Raw genomic sequence first — 22,066 nt, forward strand, 5'->3', positions numbered from 1 at the left:
CGTGGACCCGGCGTGAACACCACGAACACCCGGTCGGTGGACACCCCGGTGGCGGAGCGTTCTAGACTGAACTCGACAACGGTTTCCATTGCCTATAGATCAGCCAGTCGAGGAGCCCGACCATGACCGTCCGTAACGCGATGCTCGGCGCGGTCGCCGCCGTGACCGCCGCCGTCGCCCTCACCGCCTGCGGCGGCGACCCCGCCACGCCCGCGGCGGACGGCAGGATCAAGGTCGTCACCTCGACCAACGTGTGGGGGAGCGTGGTGCGGGCGGTCGGCGGCGACGCGGTCGACGTCACCGCGATCATCAACGACCCGTCGGGCGACCCGCACTCCTACAACAGCAAGCCGTCCGACGTGGCCGCGGTGAAGGACGCCCGGCTCGTCGTGTTCAACGGCGGCGGCTACGACGACTTCTTCGCCTCCCTGCTCACCGCCGAGACCGAGGGCGCGCGGAAGATCGAGGCGTTCCCGCTGTCGGGCAAGGCGTCCGACCACGAGGAGCCCAAGCACGAGGAGCCGGGGCACGAGGAGCCGGGGCACACCGGAGAGGCGCACGGCCACGACCACGGCGTCAACGAGCACGTCTGGTACGACCTCGGCACGGTGCGCAAGGTCGCCGACCAGGCCGCCGCCGACCTGGCGGGCATCGCGCCCGACAAGAAGGACGCGTTCACCGCGAACGCCGCCGAGTTCGGGCGGCAGCTCGACGAGCTGCACCGGCGGGTCGAGGGCGCGGCCAAGGGCGGGAAGGTCCTGGAGACCGAGCCGGTCGCGCACTACCTCCTCGACGCCGCCGGCGCGCAGGACGCCACGCCCGAGACGTTCAGCGAGGCCGTGGAGGGCGAGACGGACATCCCCGCCGCCGCGCTCGCCGAGGTCACCCGACTGGTGGAACAGAAGCAGGTCGTGGCGGTCGTCCACAACGTGCAGACGGAGAACACCGCGGTCAAGCAGGTCGTGGAGAAGGCCCGGCAGACCGGTGTGCCCGTGGTGGAGGTCACCGAAACGCTGCCGGAGGGCGTCACGGGTTACCTTGACTGGATGACGAAGCAGGTGGACGCGCTGACGGGCGCGCTGCGCGGATGACCGCACAGGTGACGGACACGCCCGTGCGCGGCGCCGTGGCGCTGCGCGGCGCACGGCTGTCCTATGGGGACCGGGTGCTGTGGGACGGGCTGGACCTCGACGTCGCGCCCGGCGAGTTCGTCGCCGTGCTCGGGCCCAACGGCTCGGGCAAGACCAGCCTCATGCGCGTCCTGCTCGGCCTCCAGCCGCTGTCGGCGGGCACCGTGCACGTCGCCGGCGGGAACCGCCGCATCGGGTACGTGCCGCAGCAGCGCGCGGTGGACCCGTCGCTCACGCTGCGCGGCCGAGACCTGGTGGGCTTCGGCCTCGACGGGCACGGCTGGGGCCTGGGCTGGCGCAACCGGCGCACCCGCCGGGCCAGGGTGGACGAGGCGCTGGCCGCCGTGGGCGCGACCCGGTACGCCGACGAGCCGGTCGGCCTGCTGTCCGGCGGGGAGCAGCAGCGCCTGCGGGTGGCGCAGGCCCTGGTCGGCGACCCCGCCGTGCTGCTGTGCGACGAGCCGCTGCTGTCGCTCGACCTCGCGCACCAGCGGGTGGTCAGCGACCTGATCGACCGGCGGCGGCGCGCCGCGGGCACGGCGGTCCTGTTCGTGACCCACGAGATCAACCCGATCCTGCCGCTGGTCGACCGGGTGCTGTACCTGGTGGACGGCCGGTTCCGGATCGGCGCCCCGGCCGAGGTGATGACCTCGGCGGTGCTGTCCGAGCTGTACCGCACGAACGTCGAGGTGGTCCGGGTGCGCGACCAGATCCACGTGGTCGGCGCGCAGCACGTGTGCGAGGACGAGCCGCACCACGTGGCGGATGAGGGCTGATGGAGAACTTCTTCGACCTGTCGCTGACCTTCGAGCTGCTCGGGTACGGGTTCGTCCGGCAGATGCTGATCGCGGGCGCGGTGCTCGCCGTGGTCGCGGGCCTGCTCGGGCCGCTGGTGGTGACCCGCAAGATGGCGTTCGCCGTGCACGGCACGTCCGAGCTGGCGTTCACCGGCGCGGCGGCGGCGCTGCTGGTCGGCGTCGGCGTCGGGTACGGCGCGCTGGCCGGCGCGGTCGTGGCGGCGCTGCTGCTGGGCCTGCTGTCGCGGCGCGACTCCGACCGCGACTCGGTGATCGGCGCGATCCTGGCGTTCGGCCTCGGGCTGGGCGTGCTGTTCCTCTACCTCTACAAGGGACGGTCGGCGAACAAGTTCGGCCTCCTCACGGGCCAGATCGTCAGCGTCGGTTCCACGGACCTGTGGCTGCTGGTCGGCTCGTCGGTCGCCGTGCTGGCCGTGCTCGCGGTCATCTACCGGCCGCTGCACTTCGCCTCGGTCGACCCGGCGGTGGCGACGGCCCGCGGCGTCCCGGTCCGCGTGCTCTCGGTGGTCTTCGCGGTGCTGGTCGGCGTGGCGACGGCGCTGAGCGTGCAGGTCGTCGGCGCGCTGCTCGTGCTGTCCCTGATGATCACGCCCGCCGCCGCCGCGACCCGCGTGACGGCGTCGCCGGTCAAGGCGACCGTGCTGGCCGTGGTGTTCGCCGAGGCGGCGGTGCTGCTGGGCATCCTGCTGTCGCTCGCGCCGGGCGTGCCGGTGAGCGCGTTCGTCACGGCGGTGTCGTTCCTGATATACCTCGTGTGCCGAGCTTTCGGCCGTGCGCGGTCGCGCGCGGACGCCTGACACCGGCCGTCCACCAGGTGGGACGGCGACCTGGTGGCGCAGCGGCGCGCCCGCGGTCGGACTTGCGCAGGTCAGCGCCCGTGACCCGGTCGAACGGGGTGGCGTAACCGGCGCGTAACGGTCCGTTCGCGATCGGTGACCCAGACTGTGCCGCATGAGCAGCGCACCGGAGCGGCGCCTGCGGGCCGACCGGGCGCGCCAGGCGGCCGACGTGATCCGCAGGCAGGTCGTCCAACGGTCCTACCCGGACGGCGTCCTGCCCGACGAGCGGTTCCTCGCCGCCGAGTTCTCCGCGTCCCGCAACACCATCCGCGAAGCGCTGGCCCTGCTGCGGGAGGAGGGCCTGATCGAGCGCGTGCCCGGCGTGGGCACCGTCGTGGTGACCGAGAAGTGCGTGCACGGCCTCGACCGGCTGATGGGCCTCGCCGAGACCCTGCACGAGCAGGGCGAGGTCACCAACGACATCCGCGCCGCCGGGCCGATCAGGCCGCCCTCGTCGGTCGCGCGGCGGCTCCGGCTCGCCGACGGCGAACCGGTGGTCTACGTCGAACGCCTGCGCCGGCTCGACGGCCTGCCGCTGTCGCTCGACCTGACCTACCTGCCGGTGGACGTCGGCGCGCCGCTGCTGGCGCAGGACCTGCGCAACCACGACATCTTCTCGCTCATCGAGCAGACCTCCGGGCAGCGGCTCGGCGCCGCCGACGTGGCGCTGGAGGCGGTCAACGCCGACCTGCACTCCGCGACCGTGCTGGAGGTGCCCAGGGGCGCGGCGCTGCTGGTGGTGGAGCGGCTGAGCCACTTCGCCGACGGCCGCCCGGTCGACCTGGAGTTCATCCGGCTGCGCGGCGACCGGTTGACGATGCGCGCGGTGCTGGATCGCCGCGACTGACGTCTCGGCAGGCTCGGGCGCCCGAAGGCGGCGCGCCCACGAGAAGGGGAGCACACCCGTCATGGCCCTGGTGAACCACCGCGTCGACGTGCCGGTGACGATCGACGAATCGCTCTGCGTGGCCGGCTGCCGGCTGTGCGTGGACATGTGCCCGCTGGACTCGCTGGCCATCCACCCCGAGACCGGCAAGGCGCACATGCACGTGGACGAGTGCTGGTACTGCGGTCCGTGCGCCGCGCGGTGCCCGACCGGCGCGGTCCACATCAACATGCCCTATTTGCTGCGGTGAGAGGAGTTCCGGCGATGCGCAAGCTCCTGGCCGTGGCGCTGCTCGCGGCCGTGTCGGTGCCGGCGTGCGGCACGGGCGGGGCGTCCGGCGACGCCGTGCCGGTCGTGATCGGGTACCAGTCCAAGACCATCAACACGGTGACCGCCGGAACCCTGTTGCGGGAGAAGGGTTTCCTCGAACGGAGGCTCGCGGGCCTGGGTGACCGCACCGGCCGCCGGTACGAGGTCGTCTGGCAGGACTACGACACCGGCGCGCCGATCACCGCGCAGATGGTCGCGGGCAAGGTGGACATCGGGTCGATGGGGGACTACCCGTTGCTCATCAACGGCTCGCGCACCCGGCAGCGCGGCGGCGAGGGCAGCCGGATGGTGTCGGTCACCGGCTACAACGCGCGCGGCGCGCTGAACATGGTGGTGGTGCGGCCGGACTCGCCCGCGCGCACGCTCGCCGACCTGGCCGGGCGGAAGGTGTCCACGAGCGTCGGGTCCGCCGGGCACGGGACGCTGGTGCGGGCGTTGGGCGGCGTCCAGGTGACGGTGGAGAACCACCAGCCGTCGGTCGGCGCGTCGGCGTTGCAGGGCGGCGGGGTGGCGGCGCTGTCGCAGTTCGTGGCGTGGCCGGGGCAGCTCGTGTTCGCGGGGCAGGCCAAGGTGCTCTACGACGGGGCGGCCTTGGACTTCCCCACGCTGCACGGCGTCGTGGTGCGCGGGCCCTTCGCCGCGGCGCACCCGGACGTGCTGGCGGAGTTCCTGCGGGCGCAGCTCGACGCGACGGAGTACCTGCACCGCGCCCCGTTGGAGGCCGCGGAGGTCGTGGCCCGCGTGACGGGCCTGCCGCCCGAGGTGGTCTACCTCTACAACGGACCGAACGGCATCGCGACGTTCGACCTGTCGCTGAAGTCCGTGCTGCGCGCGGCGTTGCGGGACGACGTGCCGCTGCTGCGCTCGATCGGCGACATCGAACCGCTCGACGTCGACCGGTTCGTCGACGACGGACCGCTGCGGTCGGTGTTCGCCGGCACCGAGGACCTGGTCAATCCGGCGCGCGTGACCGGCGTCGACCCGGTGTGCGGCGTCGAGGTCGGCGACCCCGCCACGGCGGGCGAGGTGTGGTTCGAGGGCGAGGCGGGCACGCGCCCGGCGGCCACGCCGGACTGCCTGCTCCGGCAGGTCAAGCAGGCGGGCCGCGCGGTGCGGGCGGCGTACGTGCCGGACGCGGCGACGGGCACCCGGTGGTTCGCCGAGCACTCCTTCTGGGTGCGCGACGGCGACCGGCTGCTCCCGTTCACGACGGAGGCCGCCGCGGCCGAGCGCGGTCCGGTGCTGTCCTACGAGCAGGCGTTGGCGGAGGCGTGATGCCGGGTCGGTGGGTGCTGCGGGCGGTCTCGCTCGCGGCGGGACTGGCGCTGTGGCAGGTGTTGACGGCCACCGGCGCGCGGGTGTGGCTGCGGTTCGACCAGCTCCCGACCGTGGTGGAGGTGGCGGAGCGGTTCGCGCGGCAGGTGCGGCTGCCGGAGTACTACGAGGACCTCGCGAGCAGCCTGGCGCGGATCGGGTCCGGCTTCCTGCTCGCGGCCGTGCTCGGGACGGCGCTCGGCGTCGCGGTGGCGCGGTCCCGGCTGCTGGGCGACGTCCTGGGACCGGTGCTGGAGGTGGTGCGGCCGATACCGGCGATCGCGCTGGTGCCGATCGCGATCCTGCTGTTCCCGACCGACGAGCAGGGCATCGTGTTCATCACCTTCGTGGCCGCGTTCTTCCCGATCCTGGTCAGCACCCGGCACGCGGTGCGCGCGCTGCCGACGAGCTGGGAGGACGCGGTGCGCACGATGGGCGGCGGCCGGTGGCAGGTGCTGGTCAAGGTCGTGCTGCCGGGCACGCTGCCCGGCGTGTTCGGCGGCCTCTCGGTCGGCATGGGCGTGTCGTGGATCTGCGTCATCTCCGCGGAGATGATCTCCGGGCAGTTCGGCGTCGGCTACCGCACCTGGCAGGCGTACACGGTGGTGGACTACCCCGGCGTGATCGTCGGCATGGTCACCATCGGCCTGCTGGGCTGGCTCACGTCGGCCGCGGTGGAGCTGCTCGGCCGCCGCGCCACCCGGTGGCTGCCCCGGCGGGAGGCGCGGTCGTGAGCGTGCTGGTCGAGGGGCTGACCGCCGGGTACGGCCGGTCGCCGGTGCTGCGGGACCTGGACCTCCGGGTCGCCGACGGCGAGCTGCTGGTCGTGGCCGGGCCGTCCGGGTGCGGCAAGTCGACGCTGCTGCGGGTGATCGCGGGCCTGCTGCCCGCCACGTCGGGGCGGGTGCTGGTGGGCGGCGTGCCGGTGCGCGGCGCCTCGCGGGACCGGGCGGTGGTGTTCCAGGACGACGGGCTGCTGCCGTGGCGCAGCGCGCTGAAGAACGTGGAACTGCCGCTGGCGTTGCAGGGCGTGTCCACAGTGGAGCGACGGGAGCGGGCGCGCGGCTGGCTGGACCGGGTCGGGCTGGCCGGCTTCGAGCGGTACCTGCCGCGCGAGCTGTCCGGCGGGATGCGCCAGCGGGTGCAGCTCGCCCGTGCGCTCGCGCAGGGGCCCGAGGTGGTGTTGATGGACGAGCCGTTCGGCGCGCTGGACGCGCGGACCCGCTCGGCGATGCAGGGGCTGGTGGTCGAGGTGCTGCGGGAGACCGGGACGACGACGATCTTCGTCACGCACGACGTGGACGAGGCGGTGCTGCTGGGCGACCGGGTGGTGGTGCTCGGCGCGGGCGAGGTCGACGTGCGGCGCGAGGCGATCCTGGAGGTGTTGGGATGATGGAGATCCCCCCGGTGGCACAACGGGTTCCGCTGTCCTGCGACGTGCTGGTGATCGGCGGCGGCACGGCCGGGTCGATGGCCGCCCTCACCGCCGCCGAGCACGGCCGGTCCGTGCTGCTGCTGGAGAAGGCGCACGTCCGGCACTCCGGCGCGCTGGCGATGGGCATGGACGGCGTCAACAACGCCGTCATACCGGGCAAGGCGTCGCCCGCCGACTACGTCGCCGAGATCACGCGCGCCAACGACGGGATCGTGGACCAGCGGACCGTGCTCCAGACCGCGACCCGCGGGTACGCGATGGTGCGGCGGCTGGAGCGGTACGGCGTGAAGTTCGAGAAGGACGCGGCGGGGGAGTACCACGTCCGCCAGGTGCACCGGTCCGGCTCGTACGTGCTGCCGATGCCCGAGGGCAAGGACGTGAAGAAGGTGCTGTACCGGGTGCTGCGCGAGCGGTCCGTGCGGTCGCGCGTCCGGATCGAGAACCGCGTGATGCCCGTGCGCGTGCTCGTGTCGGGCGGGCGCGCGGTCGGCGCGGCCGGGTTCAACACCCGCACCGGCGAGTTCGTGACGGTGTCGGCGGGCGCGGTGGTCCTCGCGACCGGCGCGTGCGGCCGGCTCGGCCTGCCCGCCAGCGGCTACCTCTACGGCACCTACGAGAACCCGACCAACGCGGGCGACGGCTACTCGATGGCCTACCACGCGGGCGCCGAGCTGTCCGGCATCGAGTGCTTCCAGGTCAACCCGCTGATCAAGGACTACAACGGACCCGCGTGCGCGTACGTGGGCAACCCGTTCGGCGCGTACCAGGTCAACGCGCTGGGCGAGCGGTTCGTGGACTGCGACTACTGGTCCGGGCAGATGATGGCCGAGGTGGCGGCGGAGATCGCGTCCGACCGCGGCCCGGTGTACCTGCGCACCACGCACCTGCCGGAGGAGTCCGTCGCGGCGCTGGAGAACATCCTGCACACCACGGAACGACCCACGCGCGGGACGTTCCACAGCGGACGCGGCCACGACTACCGCACCCACGACGTCGAGATGCACATCTCCGAGATCGGGCTGTGCGGCGGGCACTCCGCGTCCGGCGTGTGGGTGGACGAGCACGCGCGGACGACCGTGCCCGGCCTGTACGCGGCGGGCGACCTCGCCTGCGTGCCGCACAACTACATGCTGGGCGCGTTCGTGTTCGGCGACCTGGCGGGCGCGGACGCCGCCGCCTCCGCCGTCGCGCCGGGCGAGCTGCCCGAGGACCAGGTCGCCGAGGCGCACGAGCTGGTCTACCGCCCGCTGCGCAACCCGGACGGCCCGCCCCAGCCGCAGGTCGAGTACAAGCTGCGGCGGTTCGTGAACGACTACGTGGCCCCGCCCAAGACCGGGACGCGGCTGGAGCTGGCGCTGGAGGCGTTCGCGCGGATGTCGGGCGAGATCGCCGGGATGGGCGCGCGGACACCGCACGAGCTGATGCGGTGCGCGGAGGTGACGTTCATCCGGGACTGCGCGGAGATGGCCGCCCACGCGTCCCTGACCCGCGCGGAGAGCCGGTGGGGCCTGTACCACGAACGGGTGGACTTGCCGGCGCGGGACGACGCCGAGTGGTTCTACCACCTCAACCTGCGCAAGGGCGCGTCCGGCGGGATGGAGTTCGTCAAGCGCCCGGTGGCCCCCTACCTGGTGCCGGTGGACGGCCTCACGCCGCCCGCCGGCGAGGTCGAGGTGCTGGCCGGGCGGTCGGTGTCGGCGCCGCCCACCGCGGCGACGCCGGCGCGCGGACCGGTGGGCGGCGGGTCCGCCCGCCTGCTGGAGCTGCTGGCGCTGGCCGACGCGCAGCCCGACCTGGCGGCGATCGAGCCGCACCTGGCCGACCCGGACCCCGCCGTGCGGCGCGCGGCCGTCGCGCTGCTGACCGAGGTGGTGCCGCCCGGATTCGAGTTCGCGCTGGTCACGGCGATGGCGGACGAGGACGCGGAGGTGCGCGCGGCGGCGGGCGCCGGGCTGCGGGAGCTGGTCGAGGTCGTGCCGGCCGGTGCCGAGCTGCGCCGGGCCCTGGCCACGTCGCCGTCGCGGGCGGTGGCGCTGGAGGTGCTGTGGGCGCTGCGGCTCGGCGACGAGCCGACCTACGCCGCGGCCCTGGACGACCCGTCGCCGGCCGCGCGGCTGGCCGCGGTGCGCGGCCTGGTGGCGGTGCGGGCGGTCGACGCGCTCGCCAGGGCGGCGCGGGACCCGGAGCGCGAGGTGCGGGTGCGGGCGGCCGAGGGACTGGGCGGCCTGCGGGCCGGGCCGGACGTGCTGGTCGAGCTGGCCGGCGACCCGGACGAGCTGGTCAGGGCGGCGGCGCTGGAGGCGGGCGCGGGGTTCCCGGAGCTGCGCGAGCCGGCCCGCGCGGCGCTGTCCGACCCGGCCTGGCGGGTGCGGGTGGGCGCGGTGTGGGCCGTGGGCGCGCCGGAACCGGTGGTGGGCTGCCTGGACGACGTCGACCTGGACGTTAGGAAAGCCGCGGCGCGGGTACTCGCGCGGTGGGCCGATCGGCCCGAGGTCGCGGATGCGCTGGAACGGGCGCTGGATGACACGGACGCGGACGTGCGCGCCTACGCGCGCCAAGCCCTCCGCGCGGCCGGAGGGAGGTGACCGGCCGCCCCGGCGCGGCCGCTCAGGCGGAGCGGGTCACCTCGGGCTCGTCGACGCGCGGCGCGGGCAGGCGGCGCGGGTGGAGGTCGATGCCGGCGACGCGGACCTGGTTGCGGCCGTTCTCCTTGGCCGTGTAGAGCGCCGCGTCGGCGCTGTGGTGCGCGGCCATCAGGCAGTCGCCGTTGTCCGGGACGACGGCCACGCCGATGGACGCCGAGATGGCCCGCACCTCCGGCCCGTCCTCGGTGAGCGGCAGGTTGCGCCCGCGCAGGGTTACGGTGTTGCGGTGCTTGTCGGTGGTCACGACGGACATCTCGGCGATGGCCTCCCGGACGCGCTCGGCGATCGCCGTGCCCTGGGTCAGGCCCGTGTCGGCCAGCACGACGACGAACTCCTCGCCGCCGTCGCGGCCCGCCACGTCGCCCGGCCGCAGCTTCTCCCGCAGGATGCGGCCCACCTCGGCCAGCACCGCGTTTCCCGCCGGGTGGCCCCAGGTGTCGTTGATGCGCTTGAAGTGGTCCAGGTCGATCGCCAGCACCGCCACCGGCTGCCCCGCGTGCCGGCAGCGCTCGGTCAGCCTGTTCGCGTGCTCGCTGAAGCCGTTGGTGTTGAACAGGCCCGTCCGGTAGTCGGTGTGGGCGTCCTTGGTCAGCTGGAGGTGCGCCTTGTGCTGCTCCGCGACCAGCCGCTCCAGGTGCGCCTGGCGTTCCGACGCGCGGTGCAGCAAGGCGTTCACCAGGATCACCGGCACGGCCAGCAGCAGCGGCGCGACCCAGTGCGTGGCGACCAGCATCCCGAGCATCGCGCCGACGCCCAGCGTCGTCATCTCCAGCATGTTGTCGTTGCGGGAGCCCAGCGAGTCCACGAACCGGGTCTGCGGGTTGACGATCTTCAGCGCCACCGTCATCAGCAGCACCTGGACGAACCAGTACAGCGCCGCGACGACGACCAACATGGACAGCAGCGCCAAGTCCATCAGGAACTGACCCGAGGCCGCCAGGGACAGTCCGGAGAGGTGCACGGCGGCGTTCGCGAGCACCGTGCTCGCCACGATGTGGGCGGAGGTGAACACGAACCGGTACGGCTGCCGCCGGGCGATCGGCCACAGCACGATCCGCAACCACACGGCCACCAGCACGGCCATCGCCGCGGGCAGTACGATCGCCGCCGCGAAAGTCCAGACCGACGTGAGGTCGAAGTACGGACCGGCGGATTCGTCCCGGCGCGATTCCTCGGCCCGGCGCACGATCGTGAGGTGGACGGTGACGGCCAGCACGAGCGCGGCGAACCGGAACCACTCCGTGGTCGTGGTGGAACCGAGCGTGGGCAGCAGCCAAATGGCGGCGATCGCCACCGCCAGTTCGACGGAAAGGATGTACGCGATCGCGGTACGGCGCAAGGACCAAAGGTCCCAGTTCCGACTCAGACGCCACGTGACTGTCGCGGACGGCTCGTGGTCAGGCAAACTGTTCTTCACCACGTCCCCCTACACTCATGCCGCCGCAGCGCGCTGACCCGCCGGCGCGGCGTCGGCCTTACGGCCCCCCTTGGTACCCAAGTCGCGCGTAGAGGAGTGTCTGCCATGCGTAACCGCGAGTGGTGACCCCATCCGCTCTCCTTGAGCCCGGTCCGAAACTTCACCGTACGTGCGTGCGTTCTCGCGGAGAGCACACGAACGCCTCGTCATGGGAATCGCCGTTCATGATGAGTCCGTTTCATGTGGTCACCGTGTTCGGGTCGCTCTTCGCCCGTGCGCGGTTCCAGGCTACGGTCGCCTGCCCCGCGAGGAGCACCCCGACGACGCCCGCGCCGGCGAGCGTCGCCGTCACCGACCCGACCGCGTGCGCCACCACGCCGGCGAGCGCCATGCCGCCTCCCTGGCTGCTCCGCAGCGCCGTCCGCGCGATGCCGTGGGCCCGCCCGCGGTAGGCGTCCGGGACGATGCGCATCCACGCCGACCTGGCGGGCGTGTGGTACGCGCCGGCCATGCCGGCCACCACGAGCAGGGCGATCGTCCAGGTCAGGTTCGGCTGGAGCGCGAACATGACCAGCGGCGCCAGGGACAGTATGGCGAGCGGGCCGATGAGCCGCTCGCGTTTCGCCGGATCGCGGACGAGGCGGAACAGCACGGCGACGCCCAGGACGTTCGCGGCCGGCTCGATGGCCAGGATGAGGCCGACGGCCCACACCGCGTCCAGGCTCGCGGCCAGCGGCACGGCGAGCCCCTCGGGCACCATCGCGATGCCGGCCAAAAGGCGCATACCCATAAGAGAGCGCAACCGCGGCTCAGTGACGAGCAGCGCGAAAGCTCCCTTCCCGCCTTCGGCTTCCCGAAGCGCCCGGCCGCGCGGGTCGGCGGCCGGGCGGGACCGCACCGACAGCTGCACCAGGACCGCGACCAGCACGAACGTGGCCGCGTCCAGCACCAGCGCCAGGCGCGGCCCGGTCTCCGTCACGAGGAAGCCCGCCGCGGCGAGACCGGCCATCTGGGCGACGTCCACCGAGGTGCCGAACAGCGCGACGCCGTCGTCGTAGCGCTTGCCCGGCAGCACGGACGGGAGGCTCGCCTCCTGCGCGGACAGGAAGGGGGAGGCGACCATGAGGACGAGGACCAGCAGGACTATCATGATCCACAACGGCACGCCGGGCAGCGCCATCAGGCCGACCAGCGCGGCCTGGAGCCAGGCGCAGCAGATCATCACCGTGCGGCGCGGGTACCGGTCGGCGACCCAGCCCAGCAGCGGCCCGGACACCAGGGACGGGAGCAGCGTCAGCGACCAGGTGAGGGCGGTCCACGCGGGCGACTTCGTGCGCTCGAACACCAGGAGTGACAGCGCCACGGCCGCGAGCTGGTCGCCCGCGGTGGACACCGTCGAGCCGATCCACAGCCCGCGGAACTCGCGGTTGCCCACGAGGGCGCGGATGGTCCCCCCGGAAGTCACCACTCCTCCAGGTCGGTCGGCCCCGTTGAGTGAGTCACGTTACCCCCACCCGAAGTAACAATTATCCCGGTTAGCACGGTAGAAGCTGCTGGTTGTGCAATCTCTGTCCTACCACAGTGTGTACCCGAACGGACCAGATCAGTTACATAAAGTAGTTACAATGGGGAAAAGTACCTCACCCATTCTTGACAGTTGACGGTACGTGGCCCGACGTGGGCAATGCCCGCCTACCCTGCGTCAGGGCGACCTCCATTGGTCGTCGCGCGGCCGGCCCGGACGGGCCGGCGCGTTCGTGCGGGGCGCCGAGCCGTCGGCCGCGCCGGTTCGGCAATTCCCGCCCAGCCGTGCCGGTCGATCATCAGAACTGGTAGTACAGGAACGGGCTGAACGTCCCGCTCGCGACCAGGATCGCCGCATAGCCGACGCCCAGCGTCATCAAGGACACCCTAGCGGCTACCGCGATCCGGTCCCTGGAGGACTCCAGGTACGGCCCGGTCACGGGGTGGGCGGGCAGGACGACAATCGCCAGCGCGAGCACCAGCAGCAGCACCCGCTGATTGGTCGCGGCGGCGGCGACGGCTTCCCCGAGTCCGCCGAAATCGGGCACGAGCAGGTGCCCGATGATGGTGAACGCGTCACCCAGGTCGGCTGATCGGAAGAACACCCAGCCGATTACCACGAGCAACATCGTCAGCGTTCGACGGACAATTCGGGCACGCGTCGCGGTCGGTGCCGAATCCCATCCGAAACGGCGTTCCAGAACCAGCAGCGCGCCGTGGAACAAACCCCACGCGAGGAACGTCCAGTTCGCGCCGTGCCAGAAACCGGTGAGCACGAAAACGATCGCCAGGTTCCGGTAGGTGCGCAGCACACCGCCCCGGTTGCCGCCCAGCGGGATGTAGACGTAGTCCCGGAACCAGCGGGACAGCGACATGTGCCAGCGCCGCCAGAACTCGGTGATGGTCACGGAGGAGTACGGGCGCGCGAAGTTCTCCGGCAGCCGGAACCCGAGCATCCGACCCAGGCCGATCGCCATGTCCGAGTACCCGGAGAAGTCGAAGTACAGTTGCAGCGTGTAGCCGATCGCGCCGAGCCAGGCGATCGCGGAGGTCATCCGGTCGTCGGGCGTGGCGAAGCAGGCGTCGACCAGCGGTGCCAGCGAGTCGGCGATGACGACCTTCTTGCACAGGCCCAGCGCGAACCGCGGGAAGCCCGCCGCGATGTCGTCCCAGCGGTGCAGGCGGGGCTGCGGGAGCTGGTCGGAGATCTCCCGGAACCGGACGATCGGGCCGGCCACCAGTTGCGGGAACATCGCGATGTAGGTGACGAACGCGACCGGCTCCCGGAGGGCGGGCCGCTCGCCCCGGTAGACGTCCACCACGTACGAGATGTGGTGGAACGTGTAGAACGAGATGCCGATCGGCAGCGCCAGGTGCACCACCGGCAGGTCCGCGCCGACCAGCGCGGCGATGTCGTGCAGCTGCTCGGTCGCGAACCCGAGGTACTTCCAGACCAGCAGGACGCCGAGGTTGACGCAGATCGCGCCGACCAGGACCAGCTTGCGGTCGCCCGGCGTGCCCGGTTCCAGGCGGCGGCCCGCGAGGTAGTTCAGGACCATCGCGCCGAGCAGCAGGAAGGTCGTGCCGCCCGCGCCGGTGAAGTAGAAGAAGAGGCTGGCGACCGCCACCACGCCGTTGCGCCGACTCCGGGGTGCGACGAGGACGGTCGCGAGCACGACCGGCAGGAAGAACCACAGGAACAGCGGGGTGGCGAAGGACATCGCGGGAGACCTTATCCGGCGGATGGACGTCGAGGTCACCGATCGGGTGACAAATCGCCCAGCGTCACATCCGGCGGGGTGCGGGCGGGCCGGCGTCGCCCCTCGGGGTGACGCCGGCCCGCACCGCGCGCCTCAGGGGCGGAGCACGTCCAATCGCCGCCGCCGCGCGACCTCCGCGAGCACCACGCCCGCCGCGACCGACGCGTTCAGCGACTCCACGCCCGCCGCCATCGGGATCGACACCGTCTGGTCGCACGTCTCCCGCACCAGCCGCGACAGGCCGCGGCCCTCCGAGCCGACGACCACCACCAGCGGGCCGGTGGCCAGGTCGAGGCCGTCGACGTCGACCGTCCCGTCCGCGTCCAGGCCGACGACCATCAGGCCCGCGTCGGCCCACTCGCGCAACTGCCGGGTCAGGTTCGTCGCCACCGCGATCGGCATCCGCGCCGCCGTGCCCGCGCTGGTGCGCCACGCCACCGCCGTGATGCCCGCCGAGCGCCGCTGCGGCAGCACCACGCCGTGCGCGCCGAACGCCGCCGCCGACCGCACCACGGCACCGAGGTTGCGCGGGTCCGTCACGCCGTCCAGCGCCACCAGCAGCGGCGGCGAGCCGGACTCGCGGGCGATCCGGAGCAGGTCGCGCGGCTCCGCGTACTCGTACGGCGGCACCTGGAGGCCCAGGCCCTGGTGCATCGCGCCGCCGGTGATGCGGTCCAGCTCGCCGCGCTGCACCTCCAGCACCGAGATACCCCGGTCGGCGGCCAGTTGCACGGCCTCGGCGACGCGGTCGTCCGCGTCGATGCCCAGCGCCACGTACAGCGCGGTCGCCGGGATGCCCGCGCGCAGGCACTCCACCACGGGGTTGCGCCCCGCGACGGTCTCCGGCGCGTTCTCGGCGGCCTTGCGGCGCTGCGCGCGCGCCTGCTCGGCCTTCGCGCTCGCCTGCGCCCGCCGGTACGCCGGGTGGTTGGGCCGTTCCGCGGCCTTCGGCGTCGGTCCCTTGCCCTGCAAGCCCTTGGACTTCTGCCCGCCGGAACCGACGACCGCGCCCTTCTTGGAGCCGGGGTTGCGCATGGCGCCCCGGCGTTTGGAGTTCCCTGCCACGAGGTCAGTCGTCCTTCAACGTCCACAGCGGACCGTCGGGGGTGTCCTCGACGGCGATCCCGGCCAGGAGCAGGTGGTCGCGCAGCGCGTCCGCCCTGGCGAAGTCCTTCTCCTTGCGGGCTTGCACGCGCTCCTCCAGCACGTGCTCGACCAGGGTGGCGAGCGCCTTCCGGCCGCTCGACCCGTCGACGGCGGTGTCCGCCCAGCGCAACGGGTCCACGCCGAGCACGCCGGTCATCGCGCGCACCGACTCGGCCGCCGCCCGCGCGCCGAGGTCGTCGGACGCCTCCAGCGCCGTGTTGCCCTCGCGGACCCGCCGGTGGATCGCGGCCAGCGCGCCCGGCGTGCCCATGTCGTCGTCCATCGACGCCACGAACGCCCCGGACAGGTCACCGCCGTCGCCGACGGCCCCGGTGCGCTCGACCACGCGGCGCAGGAACGACTCGATGCGCCGGTACGCCGACACCGACTCGTCCAGCGCCTCCTGCGAGTACTCGATGGTCGACCGGTAGTGCGGCCCCACCAGGTAGTAGCGCAGCTCCGGCGCGCGGACCTGCTCCAGCATGGTCGGGATGGCCACCGTGTTGCCCAGCGACTTGGACATCTTCTCGCCGCTGAGCGTCACCCAGGCGTTGTGCATCCAGTACCGCGCGAAACCGTCGCCCGCCGCGCGCGACTGCGCCTGCTCGTTCTCGTGGTGCGGGAAGATCAGGTCGATGCCGCCGCCGTGGATGTCGAACGTGCCGCCGAGGTACTCGGTGGCCATCGCCGAGCACTCCAGGTGCCAGCCGGGCCGCCCCCGGCCCCACGGCGTCGGCCACGACGGCTCGCCGGGCTTGGCGGCCTTCCACAGCGTGAAGTCGCGCGGGTCGCGCTTGCCCTGCCCGGCCGACTCGCCCTGGTGCACCTCGTCGAGCCGCTGACCGGACAGCGCGCCGTACTCCGGGAACGAGGTGACGGAGAAGTACACGTCACCGCCGGCGGCGTAGGCGTGACCGCGGTCCACGAGGCGCTGCATCAACTCGACCATCTGCGTCACGTGGCCGGTCGCGCGCGGCGCGTAGGACGGCGGAAGGCAGCCCAGCGCCGTGTACGCGTCCTCGAACGCGCGTTCGTGCGCGTAGGCCCACTCCCACCACGGGCGACCGTGCTCGGCGGCCTTGGCGAGGATCTTGTCGTCGATGTCCGTGACGTTGCGCACCAGGCGGACGTCGTCGTGCGTGCGCGCCAGCCAGCGGCGGAGCACGTCGAAGTTCAGCCCGCTGCGCACGTGGCCGATGTGCGGCACGCCCTGCACGGTCGCCCCACACACGTAGATCGACGCCGTTCCGGAGACCTGCGGGATGAACTCCCGCATGGACCGGCTCGCGGTGTCGTACAAGTGGAGGCTCACCCCGGTGATGGTACGGGCGTCAGCCGTCCGGGGTTGAATCGCCCGCCCGATTGTGCATGCGCCGAATGCCCATGCCGCGTGCCCGCGACTAAGCCACCCCGTGCTCGCGGAGCACCCGGAGCAGCGCGTCGGGCCGCTCGGCGGTCTCCAGCGGCGGCACGATCGCGACCCGGCAGCCGATCGCCGCCGCGCCGCCGTCGGCCTCCTCGCTGTCGCCGACCATCAGCGCCTCGGCCGGCTCGACGCCCAGCCGCTCGCAGGCGACCCGGAACACCGCCGGGTCCGGCTTCACGCTGCCCACCTCGTAGGACAGGACGAACTCGTCGACCAGGCCCTCGACGCCGTGCCGGGCGAAGACCGCCCGGACGTCCCACGCGATGTTGCTCACCACGGCGGTCGGCAGCCCGCAGCCGAGGGCCGCCGCGGTGTCCGGGTAGGGCTGCCAGTAGGGCGGGCTGCACAGCCGGTCGTAGAAGTCGCCGGGGTCCTCGGCGCCGACCGCGGTCAGCGCCTTCAGGTGCAGCTCGCGGTGCAGGTCGCCGTCGAGGTCGCGGCGCTCCCACTGCACGGGGTCGATGTCCAGGCCCTCCGCCACGCCGACCGGCGCGGTCAGCGCCCGCAGCAGGTCGGCGTGCTCGACCAGCGAGTCGTGCTCCAGGCGGAAGAGCGTGCCGGAGAAGTCGAAGAGGACGGCGCGGATCTTCGTCACGATGCCACGTTACGTGGTCTGGACCTCTCGGCTGAAGGTCCCGGAGCGCGACAGGACGCACGCCACACCCCCCGACCGCGCCGCGCGGCGGTCAGGCGGCGTTGCCGGTGACCTTCGTCGGCGTGACGCGCAGGACCACGCGGACCCTGTCCGGCGACTCCTCCGGGTACGGCCCGCCCAGGTACTTCCGCGCCAGGCGTTCCACGACGGAGCGGTCGGTGTCCTCGGTGATCGTCACGGTGCCCCGGATCTCCACGTACACCTCCGGCTTGTCCCGCTGCCACACGCTGACGCTCACCCGGGGGTCGCGGCGCAGGTTGCGCTCCTTCTGCCGGCCGCGCAGCGTGGAGAAGACCAGTTCGTCGCCGTCGCGCTCGATCCACATGACCGAGCTGTGCGGACTGCCGTCCGGGTTGATCGTGCTGATCGTGGCGTAGTTCCGGTCGTCCACCAGGGCACGGGTCGACGCGCTGAGAGTGATCGACATGCGGCTCAGGCTAGTGGAACGATCAACGCGGTCGCGATGGCCGCGACGCCCTCGCCGCGCCCGGTGAGGCCGAGGCCGTCCGTGGTCGTCCCGCTCAGTGAGACGGGGCCGCCGACGGCCGCCGAGAGCACCTGCTGCGCCTCCGCGCGGCGCTTGCCGACCTTGGGTGCGTTGCCGATCACCTGCACGGCCGCGTTGCCCACCCGGTACCCCTCGTCGGCCAGCAGGCGGCGCACCTCGGCGAGGAACTCGACGCCGTGCCTGCCCGCCCAGCGCGGGTCGCCGGTGCCGAAGACCGCGCCCAGGTCGCCCAGCCCCGCGGCGGACAGCAGGGCGTCGCACAGGGCGTGCGCGGCGACGTCGCCGTCCGAGTGGCCCGCGCAGCCGTCCACGCCCTCCCAGAACAGGCCGGCGAGCCAGCAGTCCCGACCGCGCTCCACCTGGTGGACGTCCGAGCCGATGCCGACCCTCACGCCTGGCCTCCCACGAGCAGCGCCTCCGCGACCGCCAGGTCGAACGGGGTGGTGATCTTCAGGGCGTCCGGGTGGCCCGGCACCGTCGCGACCGGCACGCCGAGGCGCTCGACCAGCCCGGCGTCGTCGGTGGCGTGCCCGCCCGCCTCGTGCGCCCGCAGCAGGACCCGCGCGTCGAAGCCCTGCGGTGTCTGGACCACGCGCAGCGCCGACCGGTCCGGGGTGGCCACGACCACGCCGCCCGCGTCGACCTGCTTCACGGTGTCCGCCACCGGCAGCACCGGGATCACGGCCGGGTGACCGGCGGCGACCGCGTCGACCACGGCCTTCACCACACCCGGTGGGGTGAACGCACGGGCGGCGTCGTGCACCAGGACGATCGTCGTGCCGGGCAACTCGCGCAACGCGTGGAGCAGGGCCAGGCGCACGGAGTCCGAGCGCTCCGCGCCACCGGGCACGACGTGCACCGCCCCGCCGGCCGGGGCCAGCGGGGCGGTGACTTCGTTCACGACTTCCACGTCGGACGGCGGCGCGGCGACGACCACGTGCCGCACGCAACCGGCCTCGAACAGGCCGCGCACCGCACGCGCCAGCAGCGGTACGCCACCGACCGGCACGAGCGCCTTGGGCATCCGGTGCCCCAACCGCTCACCCCGGCCCGCCGCGGGCACGAGCGCGACCACACCCATGTTCGCGGCTTCTGTTCTCCGTCGTGCGGGCGTCGAGGGTCAGGACGCGGTCGCGAGGACCTCGTCGAGGAGGACCTCCGCCTTGTCCTCGTCGGTGCCCTCGGCGAGCGCCAGTTCGCTAACCAGTATCTGTCGAGCCTTCGCCAGCATCCGCTTCTCACCAGCGGACAGTCCGCGATCCTTCTCGCGCCGCCAGAGGTCGCGCACCACTTCGGCCACCTTGTTCACGTCGCCGGACGCGAGCTTCTCCAGGTTGGCCTTGTACCGCCGGGACCAGTTGGTCGGCTCCTCGGTGTGAGGAGCACGCAAGACCTCGAAGACCCGGTCGAGACCCTCCTGGCCGACGACGTCGCGCACGCCGACGATCTCGGCGTTGTCGGCGGGGACGCGGACCGTGAGGTCGCCCTGGGCGACCTTGAGGACGAGGTACTTCTTCTCCTCGCCCTTGATCACACGGGTCTCGATTGCTTCGATGAGAGCGGCACCGTGGTGCGGGTAGACGACGGTCTCTCCGACCTTGAAAACCATGTGTCCTCTGCCCCTTTCGCTAACCCCATCCTAACACGCCGAGCAATCCCCTCTTCGGCGTCCGGAGATCAGTTAGCGCAGGTCAGGGCGGGCGAGGGGGGTTGACAAACCACCCGGTCGCGTGCAACGGACGGGGTGCGCGCGGCTCCACTGTGGACGACTCGATCAGCTGTGGGGCACCACGTGAGGTGGTTGATCCGCCGCCCGGTTAGGCTCCTGGACTGGTGGTCGACCGGCCTCAACACCGGGTACGGCCCGCCCAGCCAGCACACCGGAAGGAATCCGAGCAGCCGTGGGTCGCGCAGAGCAGAAGTTTCCAGCGCCTCGCCGCCTGGCCCTCGTGGCCGCGGCGGCGGCCGGCCTCGCCCTGGCCGTCGCGGGTTGCAGCGCAGGTCAGGTGACGCAGACCGACACGCAGGTCGCCGCGGTCAACGGCGCGAGCGGTGAGGCGGGCGCCATCGCGGTGCGGGACGCCCAGCTCCGGTTCCCGGTCGCGGAGGGCCACTACCGCGCGGGCGACGACGCGCCGGTGCTCGTGGTGATCGCGAACAACGGCACGGACGCCGACAAGCTCATCTCGGTGACCAGCGACACCAGCGGCGCGGCCGAGGTGTCGGGCGACGCCGAGCTGGAGCCGGGCACGGCCATCTCGGCCGCCGCGGAGCAGGGCGAGGCGGACGGCCACGCGGCCACCACGACGCCGAAGTCGGGCTCGTCGTCCGCGCCGTCGACGGCCACCACGACCGCCTCCCCGGCGAGCGGGGCCACGACCACCACGCCCACGTCGCCGATCGGCGGCGTCAGCTCGGTGTTCCCGTCGAGGTCGGACAGGCCCTCGTCGTCGGCCGACACCTCGGTGGAGCCCGGCAAGGTGCGGATCGTGCTCAAGGACCTCGCCAAGGAGCTGCGGCCCGGCCGGACGCTGAAGGTGACGTTCCTGTTCGAGAAGGCCGGCCCGGTGACGCTGGACGTGCCGATCGGCGCCACGCCCGAGCCGCGCCACGACGCACCGTCGGAGCACTGACCGGCGCGCCCCGGTCGACGGGCGCCGGCCGTCGGGCCCCGACCGCCGGGGTTCGACCGGTCGGGTGAACCGCACGCGTTCTTCGAGGACCCGCCACCACCGCGTGGCGGGTCTTCGCCTTTCGGGGGCGCGCGGCGCTGTCGGTGGTGGTCGTTAGCCTGCGTGCCGTGGTGAAGAACGGTCGGGTCGCCAAGGCGACGAGCTACCGGTGCGCCGAGTGCGGCCACGAGGTGGCCAAGTGGGTGGGGCGCTGCCCGGAGTGCCAGGCGTGGGGCACGGTCGAGGAGCGCGGCGTCACCCGGTCGGCGGGCACCCGGCTGGTGGCGGGCGCGCCCAGCTCGCCCGCGCGGCCGATCGGCGAGGTGGACGTCGAGTCGGCGCGGGCCAGGCGCACGGGCGTCGGCGAGCTGGACCGGGTGCTGGGCGGCGGCCTGGTGCCCGGCGCGGTGGTGCTGCTGGCGGGCGAGCCCGGCGTCGGCAAGTCGACCCTGCTGCTGGAGGTCGCGTACCAGTGGGCGGTGAAGGGCGCGGTGCCCTCGCTGTACATCACGGGCGAGGAGTCGGCCGGGCAGGTCCGGCTGCGGGCCGAGCGGACCGGGAACATCCACGGCCAGATGTACCTCGCCGCCGAGAGCGACCTCGCGGCGGTGTACGGGCACGTGGAGGCGGTCCGGCCGGGCGTGCTGATCGTCGACTCGGTGCAGACGATGTCCTCGCCCGAGGTGGACGGCACGCCGGGCGGCGTCACGCAGGTGCGCGCGGTGACGTCGGGCCTGGTGGCGCTGGCGAAGGAGCGCGGGCTCCCGATCGTGCTGGTGGGCCACGTCACCAAGGACGGCTCGGTGGCCGGTCCGCGCGTGCTGGAGCACCTGGTGGACGTGGTGCTCCAGTTCGAGGGCGACCGGCACTCCAGCCTGCGGCTCGTCCGGGGCATCAAGAACCGGTACGGGGCGGCGGACGAGGTCGGCTGCTTCGAGCTGCGCGACGACGGGATCGTGGGCGTGCCGGACCCTTCGGGGCTGTTCCTCAACCGGCGCGAGCAGGACGTGACCGGCACGGCGGTGACGGTGGTCGTGGAGGGCAAGCGGCCGATGCTGGGCGAGGTGCAGGCGCTCGTGACGCCCACCAACCTGCCGTCGCCGCGCCGCGCGGTCAGCGGGCTCGACTCGGCGCGGGTGGCGATGGCGCTGGCCGTGCTGGAGAAGCGCGGCCGGATGTCGCTGCACAACAAGGACGTGTTCACCGCCACGGTCGGCGGGATGCGGCTCGTGGAGCCCGCGGTCGACCTGGCGGTCGCGCTGGCGGTGGCGTCGGCGGCGAGCGACCAGCCGTTGCCGCACGACCTGGTGGTGGTCGGCGAGGTCGGGCTGTCGGGCGAGCTGCGGCGGGTCAACGGCGTCGGTCGCCGGCTCGCCGAGGCGGCCCGGCTGGGGTACACGAAGGCGCTGGTGCCGCCGGACGCCGGCCCGCTGCCGCCGGAGACGCGGGCGCTGGTGGCGCACGACCTCATGGAGGCGCTGCAACTGCTCAAGCTGCGGAAGTGAGCCGGGCCGCCGTAGCCGTCGCACGGGCCTGACGGGTTCGCGCGGGCATCCGTCCG

The 22,066-nt window shown here is 73.0% G+C and carries 21 protein-coding genes; 11 read left to right on the forward strand and 10 right to left on the reverse strand.

All coding sequences use genetic code 11. From position 1 onward, the window contains the following. The first annotated feature begins 122 nt into the window (after positions 1-122). The 9 genes from C8E97_RS03475 (at position 123) to C8E97_RS03515 (ending at position 9,337) form a co-directional block, all read left to right on the forward strand. Positions 123-1,091: a metal ABC transporter solute-binding protein, Zn/Mn family gene (locus C8E97_RS03475; protein ID WP_121001568.1), complete on the forward strand. Its 969-nt coding sequence runs from the start codon at positions 123-125 to the stop codon at positions 1,089-1,091. Continuing rightward, positions 1,088-1,906, forward strand: a complete 819-nt coding sequence (locus tag C8E97_RS03480) for a metal ABC transporter ATP-binding protein (protein WP_121001570.1) — start codon at positions 1,088-1,090, stop codon at positions 1,904-1,906. Before C8E97_RS03475 ends, C8E97_RS03480 begins: the two co-directional genes overlap by 4 nt. Then, positions 1,906-2,745 (forward strand): metal ABC transporter permease, encoded by an 840-nt coding sequence (locus tag C8E97_RS03485; protein WP_121001572.1) that lies wholly within the window; start codon positions 1,906-1,908, stop codon positions 2,743-2,745. The genes C8E97_RS03480 and C8E97_RS03485 overlap by 1 nt, the downstream gene beginning before the upstream one ends. Positions 2,746-2,899: 154 nt before the next feature. Continuing rightward, the gene (locus tag C8E97_RS03490) at positions 2,900-3,634 is read left to right on the forward strand and encodes a GntR family transcriptional regulator (protein WP_121001575.1); all 735 of its coding nucleotides are present in this window, start codon (positions 2,900-2,902) and stop codon (positions 3,632-3,634) included. 61 nt (positions 3,635-3,695) lie between these two features. Next, positions 3,696-3,923 carry a ferredoxin family protein gene (locus C8E97_RS03495; RefSeq protein WP_121001577.1) on the forward strand — a complete coding sequence of 76 codons (228 nt, stop codon included), beginning with the start codon at positions 3,696-3,698 and terminating at the stop codon, positions 3,921-3,923. A 14-nt stretch (positions 3,924-3,937) separates the two neighbouring features. After that, the gene (locus tag C8E97_RS03500) at positions 3,938-5,278 is read left to right on the forward strand and encodes an ABC transporter substrate-binding protein (protein WP_121001579.1); all 1,341 of its coding nucleotides are present in this window, start codon (positions 3,938-3,940) and stop codon (positions 5,276-5,278) included. Further along, positions 5,278-6,051 (forward strand): ABC transporter permease, encoded by a 774-nt coding sequence (locus tag C8E97_RS03505; RefSeq protein ID WP_121001581.1) that lies wholly within the window; start codon positions 5,278-5,280, stop codon positions 6,049-6,051. The genes C8E97_RS03500 and C8E97_RS03505 overlap by 1 nt, the downstream gene beginning before the upstream one ends. After that, positions 6,048-6,710, forward strand: a complete 663-nt coding sequence (locus tag C8E97_RS03510) for an ABC transporter ATP-binding protein (RefSeq protein WP_121010690.1) — start codon at positions 6,048-6,050, stop codon at positions 6,708-6,710. Before C8E97_RS03505 ends, C8E97_RS03510 begins: the two co-directional genes overlap by 4 nt. Beyond that, positions 6,707-9,337 (forward strand): fumarate reductase/succinate dehydrogenase flavoprotein subunit, encoded by a 2,631-nt coding sequence (locus tag C8E97_RS03515; protein WP_211346902.1) that lies wholly within the window; start codon positions 6,707-6,709, stop codon positions 9,335-9,337. Before C8E97_RS03510 ends, C8E97_RS03515 begins: the two co-directional genes overlap by 4 nt. Positions 9,338-9,359: 22 nt before the next feature. Here C8E97_RS03515 and C8E97_RS03520 read toward each other — a convergent pair whose 3' ends face one another. The 10 genes from C8E97_RS03520 to C8E97_RS03565 form a co-directional block, all read right to left on the reverse strand. Continuing rightward, on the reverse strand, positions 9,360-10,736 hold the full coding sequence (locus tag C8E97_RS03520) for a GGDEF domain-containing protein (RefSeq protein ID WP_246018650.1): 1,377 nt from the start codon (positions 10,734-10,736) through the stop codon (positions 9,360-9,362). A 316-nt stretch (positions 10,737-11,052) separates the two neighbouring features. Next, positions 11,053-12,279, reverse strand: coding sequence for an MFS transporter (locus tag C8E97_RS03525; RefSeq protein WP_121001585.1), 1,227 nt, complete (start codon positions 12,277-12,279; stop codon positions 11,053-11,055). A 358-nt stretch (positions 12,280-12,637) separates the two neighbouring features. Then, entirely contained in the window at positions 12,638-14,059 is a 1,422-nt protein-coding gene (locus tag C8E97_RS03530; RefSeq protein WP_121001587.1) for an MBOAT family O-acyltransferase, read from the reverse strand. A 132-nt stretch (positions 14,060-14,191) separates the two neighbouring features. Continuing rightward, on the reverse strand, positions 14,192-15,163 hold the full coding sequence (gene rlmB, locus C8E97_RS03535) for a 23S rRNA (guanosine(2251)-2'-O)-methyltransferase RlmB (RefSeq protein ID WP_121001589.1): 972 nt from the start codon (positions 15,161-15,163) through the stop codon (positions 14,192-14,194). Positions 15,164-15,167: 4 nt separating this feature from the next. Next, entirely contained in the window at positions 15,168-16,556 is a 1,389-nt protein-coding gene (gene cysS, locus C8E97_RS03540; RefSeq protein ID WP_121001591.1) for a cysteine--tRNA ligase, read from the reverse strand. Between the two features lie 88 nt (positions 16,557-16,644). Continuing rightward, complete coding sequence (locus tag C8E97_RS03545; protein WP_211346903.1) at positions 16,645-17,265, reverse strand: HAD family hydrolase; 621 nt, start codon at positions 17,263-17,265, stop codon at positions 16,645-16,647. 91 nt (positions 17,266-17,356) lie between these two features. After that, complete coding sequence (locus C8E97_RS03550; protein ID WP_121001593.1) at positions 17,357-17,752, reverse strand: PPOX class F420-dependent oxidoreductase; 396 nt, start codon at positions 17,750-17,752, stop codon at positions 17,357-17,359. Positions 17,753-17,757: 5 nt separating this feature from the next. Continuing rightward, the gene (ispF, locus tag C8E97_RS03555) at positions 17,758-18,225 is read right to left on the reverse strand and encodes a 2-C-methyl-D-erythritol 2,4-cyclodiphosphate synthase (RefSeq protein WP_121001595.1); all 468 of its coding nucleotides are present in this window, start codon (positions 18,223-18,225) and stop codon (positions 17,758-17,760) included. Beyond that, positions 18,222-18,914 (reverse strand): 2-C-methyl-D-erythritol 4-phosphate cytidylyltransferase, encoded by a 693-nt coding sequence (ispD, locus tag C8E97_RS03560; protein WP_121001597.1) that lies wholly within the window; start codon positions 18,912-18,914, stop codon positions 18,222-18,224. The genes ispF and ispD overlap by 4 nt, the downstream gene beginning before the upstream one ends. Before the next feature lie 39 nt (positions 18,915-18,953). Then, a complete protein-coding gene (locus C8E97_RS03565; protein WP_065915127.1) occupies positions 18,954-19,442 on the reverse strand; it encodes a CarD family transcriptional regulator in 489 nt (162 codons plus the stop codon). 292 nt (positions 19,443-19,734) lie between these two features. Here C8E97_RS03565 and C8E97_RS34265 point away from each other — a divergent pair, with 292 nt between their 5' ends. Together C8E97_RS34265 and radA are read left to right on the forward strand one after the other, a co-directional pair. After that, a complete protein-coding gene (locus C8E97_RS34265; RefSeq protein ID WP_246018651.1) occupies positions 19,735-20,466 on the forward strand; it encodes a copper chaperone PCu(A)C domain-containing protein in 732 nt (243 codons plus the stop codon). Between the two features lie 167 nt (positions 20,467-20,633). Continuing rightward, a complete protein-coding gene (radA, locus tag C8E97_RS03575; protein WP_121001599.1) occupies positions 20,634-22,010 on the forward strand; it encodes a DNA repair protein RadA in 1,377 nt (458 codons plus the stop codon). The last annotated feature ends 56 nt before the right edge of the window (positions 22,011-22,066 follow it).

The sequence above is a fragment of the Saccharothrix australiensis genome, assembly GCF_003634935.1.
Taxonomy (GTDB): Bacteria; Actinomycetota; Actinomycetes; order Mycobacteriales; family Pseudonocardiaceae; genus Actinosynnema; species Actinosynnema australiense.